This is a genomic window from Boseongicola sp. (assembly GCF_057460485.1).
In genome coordinates, this window is record NZ_JBVCWP010000211.1 from 1 (window position 1) to 6,699 (window position 6,699).

Consider the following 6,699-nt stretch of genomic DNA (forward strand, 5'->3'; position numbering starts at 1 on the left):
CACCTTCGCTTCCCGCACCAAGGCAGACGCGAACGCCAGGTGGAATACTTAACCCCTCAGCAGCGAAGTTCGAACCTGCCGCGACTGCCACTCCGTCATGGCGCGCGAGAGCGACAAAGTCGTCCTCTCGCCAGCGATCTGGCAACGGCAACCAAACATGCATTCCGTTTTGAGAGGCGCTGTAGGGAATGTCTTGAAGGATCTTGGCGGCAATCTGGTTGCGTCGCCCCAGTTGCGTTCTCTGCCACTCCAATAGCTCGTTTGCGGTGCCATCTTTAATCCAGCGGCTGGCGATCTCAGCGATCAGTGGTGTTGCCATCCAGTTTGTCACGAGGTGGCGGCTACGCGCGGCGTGGACCTTTGACTGCGGAATTACCAGCCAGGCAATGCGTAGGCCTGGAAGTATGCACTTCGACATACCCGTAAAGTAAAATGTTCGCTCTGGCGCCAGCGTCACAATAGGCGGCGTACGGTCTGGTTGCAGCGGCCCCCAAGCATCATTTTCGATAATCCAAACAGAATGCTTTCTTGCGATATAAACAAGCGCTTTTCGCCTCTCCATCCCCATAACCGCTGCTGTTGGGCCCAATCCTGCAGGCAGGACACTCAACACCTTGACCGGCCCATTCACGCACGCGCGTTCAAAGGCTTCAGGCAAGATACCCTCAGCATCCATCGCCAGACCTGAGAGCTTCAAGCCGAGTATGGAGGTTAAAGAAACCATGGTATGGTGCCCCATCTCTTCGGCGACCACTACGTCACCGGGCATGGCTGCCGTCATGAGAGCGCAGGTCATTGCCGAGGTGTTGCCGTTTGTCGGAAGTATCCCGTCTCGCCCATCAACCTGCACGCCACATTTAACCAGCCAGTTGCGCGCATGCGCGCTATGGCCAATCAGCGCCTTACGCGGTCGGAATGAAAATACTGCATCGTATGGAAGATTCTCACCCATCTCCTTCAGAGAATGAGCGATGTGGCTCGCATGGATCTCATCGAACACTGGAACCAACATTGATAAGTCGATTACGTCTTCATGATCCGCAGGGCGCTGCCACGGCAGCTGCGCTTCAGTTGGATTTGACAGAACGTAGCTGCCTCGGCCGACATGCCCTGAAATCACACCGAGGCGCGCCAATTCCTCATAGGCCCTGCTGACGGTCTGGACACTTATCTCAAGTTCGAATGCCAGTGCCCGATGCGTTGGCAACTTCGTTCCAGACTTGATCTCTCCCGCCTCAAGCGCGCGAACAAGACATTGCGCGAGGGAATGATAAACCGGACGTGTAAGGCTTTCTCGATCTGGCGGCCAAATTGCCATGATTCAATATAGGCCAGAATTCTGACATTTGACAAGATCAATTCAAGGAGCGTAGCTGCGTCATGGCGATAGCTCTTGATCCACGTGACATACGAATACTCGAGGTCCTCACATCCGAGGGGCGCATCTCAAAATCCGAGTTGGCACGCCGTGTTAACCTCTCGCCCTCACCTTGCTGGGAGAGGATAAAACGACTGGAAAAGGCCGGGCTCATCAAGGGCTATCATGCTGAGATTGATCTTGTACGTCTGTCTGTCCATGTCGTCATCTTTGTTGTCCTTGAGCTGGAGTCACATCGCGCGGAGAACTTTCGCATCTTTGAGAACGCGATCGAAAAATATCCGGAGGTCACGGGATGTTGGGCAATAGGCGGCGGCGTCGACTATTTGATGCAAGTTGTGACCCTGGATATCAACAGTTACCAACGCATGATTGATGAATTGCTCGAAGCGAAAGTCGGGTTAAAGCGCTACTTCACATATGTCGTCACCAAGGAGGTGAAGTCCGCTGCGCCCGCGCTGGCGCATTTACTGGGACAACAGAGCGAATAAGACGTTCGCGCGGCAAAAACAGAAAAATCCGCTGTCCAAGCCACGAAATTCAAAAAAACTGTCTGTGTTCTATAAGCTAAAGTCGAGCCGAGTCCCGTTGATCACAGGATACATCATGCCCATCACCGCTCAGCTCGAAAGCCCCAAGGGCGTAGACCTATCAGATCCGAAGCTGCTCAGAAACTTTTCCTATATCGACGGTCGCTGGGTCGCCGCGGAGTCTGGCGCAACCTTTGCGGTGACAGACCCCTCGGACGGCGCCCGCTTAGGAGATGTGGCCAAACTGGATGGCAAGGACAGTGCGAAAGCAGTGGATGCTGCTCAGGACGCATTTCGAACGCGGTCTTCGATGCTGCCGCAGGACCGCTCACAACTCCTGCGCCGCTGGTTTGATCTGATGCTGGGCTCCAAGGAAGACCTTGCCAGGATCATGGTCGCCGAACAGGGCAAACCGCTCTCTGAAGCACTCGGAGAGATCGACTACGCAGCTGCGTTTGTGGAATATTATTCCGAAGAGGCCAAGCGTCCGAATATTGAGGGTGTGACCAGCCATTTGCCCGATGCAGAGGTGGAGGTGTGGCTTGAACCCATCGGTGTTGTCGCACTGATCACGCCTTGGAATTTCCCGACCGCTATGTTGACGCGCAAGGCAGCGGCGGCGTTGGCTGCGGGATGTACGATCGTGGCGCACCCATCGTCTGAAACCCCATTTTCGGCCACCGCACTTGCCGAGCTTGCAGAACGTGCCGGCATTCCAGCAGGCGTTTTCAATGTCGTCACTGGCAAAGCGTCGACAGTTGTTCCGCCGTGGACCGCAGACAGCCGTGTGCGCGCTCTTTCCTTCACGGGATCAACAGAAGTCGGTCGAATTCTCTACCGTGACAGCGCCGCTACGGTAAAAAAATTGGTGATGGAACTTGGCGGCCACGCACCCGTTATCGTTTTCAAAGGTTGCGATCTGGACGCTGCCGTCAGCGAAACAATCAAAGCCGAGTTTGCGACGTCAGGTCAGGACTGCCTGGGTGCCAACCGCATCTATGTTGATCGCCCCATTTACGAGGACTTCTGCCGCAAATTCACTGCGAAATCGCAGGCTTTAACTGTCGGACGAGGCATAGATAATCCGGATATCGGTCCTCTGATGAATGAAGGAGCCGTGGTAAAACAGGAAGAGCACGTGGCCGACGCTCTGGCAAAGGGTGCGAAACTTGCATGTGGAGGCAAGCGCCACGCGATTGGCGCGTTGTTTTACGAACCCACTGTTCTGACCGATGTGCCTGACAATGCGGCGATTATGTCGCAAGAGACGTTCGGCCCTGTCGCGGCAATCACACCGTTTGACACTGAAGACGAAGTGATCAAGCGCGCCAATGCGACCGAATACGGGCTTGTCGCCTATGTGCACAGCCAAGACCCGCGCCGCATCTACCGTGTCTGCCGCGCGCTGCAATTTGGAATGGTTGCGGTCAATCGCACGAAGGTCACGGGTGCCCCGATCCCGTTCGGCGGCACCAAGCAATCCGGGCTCGGGCGCGAAGGCGCGGGGCTAGGAATGCGCGAGTTTATGGAAATAAAATATGTTTGTAGAGATTGGGGCTAAGAAAATGAGGATGTCATGCTGAGAAACGACCAGCTCGATCATTGGGATCGGGAGAACTTCTTTCATCCTTCCACACATCTTGCGGAATTCGCGCGCGGGAATATCCCACAGCGGATCATCACAGGGGGTAAGGGCTGTCATATAGAGGATCGCGATGGCAACCGGTTTCTCGACGCCTTCGCTGGGCTTTATTGCGTGAATGTCGGCTATGGCCGGGCCGAGATCGCAGAGGCTATCGCAGAACAGGCGCATACGCTGGCCTACTACCATGCGTATGTAGGTCACGGCACCGAGGCGAGCATCACCCTGTCCAAGATGATCATGGATCGGGCACCGGATCATATGTCCAAGGTCTATTTCGGCACGTCCGGCTCGGACGCGAATGAGACCAACATCAAGCTGGTCTGGTATTACAACAACATCCTCGGGCGGCCCGCGAAGAAAAAGATTATCTCGCGCTGGCGTGGCTATCATGGTTCAGGGCTGATGACCGGCTCGCTTACCGGGCTGGATCTGTTCCACAAGAAGTTCGACCTGCCGCTCAGCCAAGTACTGCACACCGAAGCGCCCTACTATTTTCGCAGAGCCGACCTTTCGATGACGGAGGCGGATTTCGTCTCGCATTGCATCGCCGAATTGGAAGCTATGATCGCTCGCGAAGGCGCAGATACAATCGCGGCCTTTATCGGAGAGCCGGCTTTGGGAACCGGTGGGCTTGTCCCGCCGCCCTCAGGTTACTGGCCCGCGGTTCAGACTGTTTTGGACAAGCACGACATACTTTTGATTGCGGATGAGGTTGTTACCGGGTTTGGTCGCTTGGGCACAATGTTCGGGTCAGAGCACTATGGCATCAAGCCAGACCTCATTACCATAGCCAAGGGGCTGACATCAGCCTATGCGCCACTCTCGGGATCAATCGTGTCTGAAAAGATGTGGAAAGTGCTCGAACAAGGCACTGATGAAAATGGGCCCATCGGCCATGGCTGGACCTATTCGGCCCACCCCATCGGGGCCGCAGCGGGAGTTGCGAACCTTAAGCTGATCGACGAACTTAACCTCGTGCAGAATGCCGGCGAAATCGGGGCCTATTTCAAAGCTGCACTGAGCGACGCTTTGGGCGACCACGCGCATGTGGGTGACATTCGAGGCGAAGGCCTAATGTGCGCTGTAGAATTCGTTGAAGACCGCGACAGCCGGACCTTCTTCGACGCCGGGCAGACCATCGGCGCAAAGGTGAACAACGCTCTAATGGCGCGCGGCATCATCAGCCGGGCGATGCCTCAAGGCGATATACTCGGCTTCGCACCACCATTCTGCCTGACACACGCAGAGGCAGATGAAATCGCGGGTAAGCTGACGGCGGCCGTGGCCGAGGTGCTTGGGTGATGTTTTAAAGGGGCAACGGGTATGCCGAAGCGAGCCAGGCTCGCACAAGCCCTTGGTGGCATCGGCCGCACTTCAATCTATGGGCTTATAAAAGCGTGCCCTGGCTTTCCACAACCGGTGAAGGTCGCAGCTGCGACCCGCTTCCGGCATTCGGAAGTCTAGGCTCTGGACCTATCAACAGGCCCAGCGTCAATGGCAGCTTCGACCCAGAGCAGACACTGGCGAAAAATGCGGCAATGACCGAGTTGCGGACAAAGTGAGCCTTCTTTGCGACCGTGCCAACGGCCACTTTCAGAAGACGGTCGTTCTTCGTTCTCAAACAAATTTATCAGTTTGGAGTCTCCGGGCGTACAGAGTCTGCCCTATCAGAAGAAAAGAACCGACGAACATTAGCAAATCGTCGCCGGTATCTTTTAAAGATGCTGGATGCTTAGTTGTTTGCCGTCAAGGGATCGATGATCTGAGAAACCTTCGTGATCTTCGACACGGGAATGCCGCTCAGCTCTGCATGTTTGTTGATATCTTCCTCGCTCTCGGCAAGATAGACACAGAACGTTTTCCCTGCCGCCACATAAGAATGCTGCCACTGGATGCTGGGACCGATAGCGGCAAGTGCCTGATTTGACGCCCGTGCAGCGCCGCAGAGCTCGGTCAGGGAAAACTCGCCGATACCTGGAATGTCACGTTCGATTATAAAGCGGTCCATTTCATCTATCTCCTTTTGCTGGTCCAAATGAGGTCGCTCCATGACCGTGCATGACCGCCGCCTAAAATCAAAACTCAATTTTCTTTAGCTTGATAAAGATTTTCCTTATCAATAACTGTTGAAATTTTGTAAGATAAAGGTAAACTTTACTAATGGTCACCTTAACGCATCTAAAATCGCTCCAAGCAGTCGAATTATCTATCCGTAAGGGGTCACTAAAAGCTGCGGCGGACACGCTTGGCATCACGCCAGCCGCAGTAGGGCAGCGCGTCCGGACGTTGGAAGACTTTCTAGGTGCCGATCTCTTGCTGAGGGGGCGATCTGGATTGCAGCCGACGCCTCAGCTTGAGCACGCTCTTTCTGATCTGCAGCTAGCCTTTGCCGCGCTGGAGCGGGTGACTGATACACTCGATTTTCAACGCGTCAGCGAAATACAGATAGTTGCAGATCCAGATTGGGCTGAGCTTTGGTTGGCACCGCGTATTGACGCCTTCCGTGAAGCACATCCTAACATCTTGTTTTGCATAAACGGGGCGGGAGACGTTCCTCTGAGATTGGGCGCGCCTGATATACGGATCGACTACGGAGAAGGATCTGGTGAGCCACTGTTCACCGACGCTTTTTTGCCCGTAACCGGTCCCGACAACCCGCGCCGCATTGCCGATTGGGACCCTGTCCTACAGATGGAAGGAATGCCGCTACTGCACCTGAAAGTACAGCGTGATAACTTGGATCATCCTGGGTGGGTTGAGTGGTTCCAGAAATTCGGCCATCGCGAAAGCGGCCCAGATCGCGGCGTTCATTATCCAAATGCTCGGGTTGCGTTAGAGGCGGTGCGGCAGAACGTGGGTTTTCTGGTATGTGGCCTGTCCTTGGTACTGAGCGATTTAGAGAAAGGTTCGATCGTCAATCCATTTCCTGCGTCTCAGCACCTTACTGCACCACACCCCTACAGGATGCAGATTCGACCTGATGCCGCAAAGAGACCCCAAGTGCAAAGATTTGCCGCTTGGCTCCGCAATATGGCAAGTGAAACGCGCAGTGAAATCCTGCGGTTGGGAAGCCTATAGTTCTGATTGGACGCATAGCAGACACTGGTCTTGGCTGCAGCATCAGTCACTTCGGGCTCGGTGCCGTC

The 6,699-nt window shown here is 55.0% G+C and carries 6 protein-coding genes; 4 read left to right on the top strand and 2 right to left on the bottom strand.

Annotated features, from left to right (window positions below):
* The coding region (ehuR, locus tag AC221Y_RS18025) for a MocR-like ectoine utilization transcription factor EhuR (protein WP_486707936.1) at positions 1-1,318 on the bottom strand (1,318 nt) is incomplete at its 3' end.
* Between the two features lie 62 nt (positions 1,319-1,380).
* Here ehuR and AC221Y_RS18030 point away from each other — a divergent pair.
* The 3 genes from AC221Y_RS18030 (at position 1,381) to AC221Y_RS18040 (ending at position 4,855) form a co-directional block, all read left to right on the top strand.
* Positions 1,381-1,869, top strand: a complete 489-nt coding sequence (locus AC221Y_RS18030) for an Lrp/AsnC family transcriptional regulator (RefSeq protein WP_486707937.1) — start codon at positions 1,381-1,383, stop codon at positions 1,867-1,869.
* A 115-nt stretch (positions 1,870-1,984) separates the two neighbouring features.
* On the top strand, positions 1,985-3,469 hold the full coding sequence (locus AC221Y_RS18035; protein WP_486707938.1) for an NAD-dependent succinate-semialdehyde dehydrogenase: 1,485 nt from the start codon (positions 1,985-1,987) through the stop codon (positions 3,467-3,469).
* Between the two features lie 15 nt (positions 3,470-3,484).
* The gene (locus AC221Y_RS18040) at positions 3,485-4,855 is read left to right on the top strand and encodes an aspartate aminotransferase family protein (protein ID WP_299753583.1); all 1,371 of its coding nucleotides are present in this window, start codon (positions 3,485-3,487) and stop codon (positions 4,853-4,855) included.
* Between the two features lie 430 nt (positions 4,856-5,285).
* On the opposite strand, the gene AC221Y_RS18045 is transcribed toward AC221Y_RS18040, so the two are convergent.
* A complete protein-coding gene (locus tag AC221Y_RS18045; protein WP_299753581.1) occupies positions 5,286-5,561 on the bottom strand; it encodes a DUF4242 domain-containing protein in 276 nt (91 codons plus the stop codon).
* Positions 5,562-5,713: 152 nt separating this feature from the next.
* On the opposite strand from AC221Y_RS18045, the gene AC221Y_RS18050 reads away from it, so the two are divergent.
* Positions 5,714-6,631 carry a LysR family transcriptional regulator gene (locus AC221Y_RS18050; RefSeq protein ID WP_299753579.1) on the top strand — a complete coding sequence of 306 codons (918 nt, stop codon included), beginning with the start codon at positions 5,714-5,716 and terminating at the stop codon, positions 6,629-6,631.
* Positions 6,632-6,699: the final 68 nt, after the last annotated feature.

Bases quoted from the DNA above. Each gene is read 5' to 3' on its own strand.
- AC221Y_RS18050 (WP_299753579.1), top strand. From the start codon at position 5,714: ATGGTCACCTTAACGCATCTAAAATCGCTCCAAGCAGTCGAATTATCT.
- AC221Y_RS18045 (WP_299753581.1), bottom strand. From the start codon at position 5,561: ATGGACCGCTTTATAATCGAACGTGACATTCCAGGTATCGGCGAGTTT.
- AC221Y_RS18035 (WP_486707938.1), top strand. From the start codon at position 1,985: ATGCCCATCACCGCTCAGCTCGAAAGCCCCAAGGGCGTAGACCTATCA.
- AC221Y_RS18030 (WP_486707937.1), top strand. From the start codon at position 1,381: ATGGCGATAGCTCTTGATCCACGTGACATACGAATACTCGAGGTCCTC.
- AC221Y_RS18040 (WP_299753583.1), top strand. From the start codon at position 3,485: ATGCTGAGAAACGACCAGCTCGATCATTGGGATCGGGAGAACTTCTTT.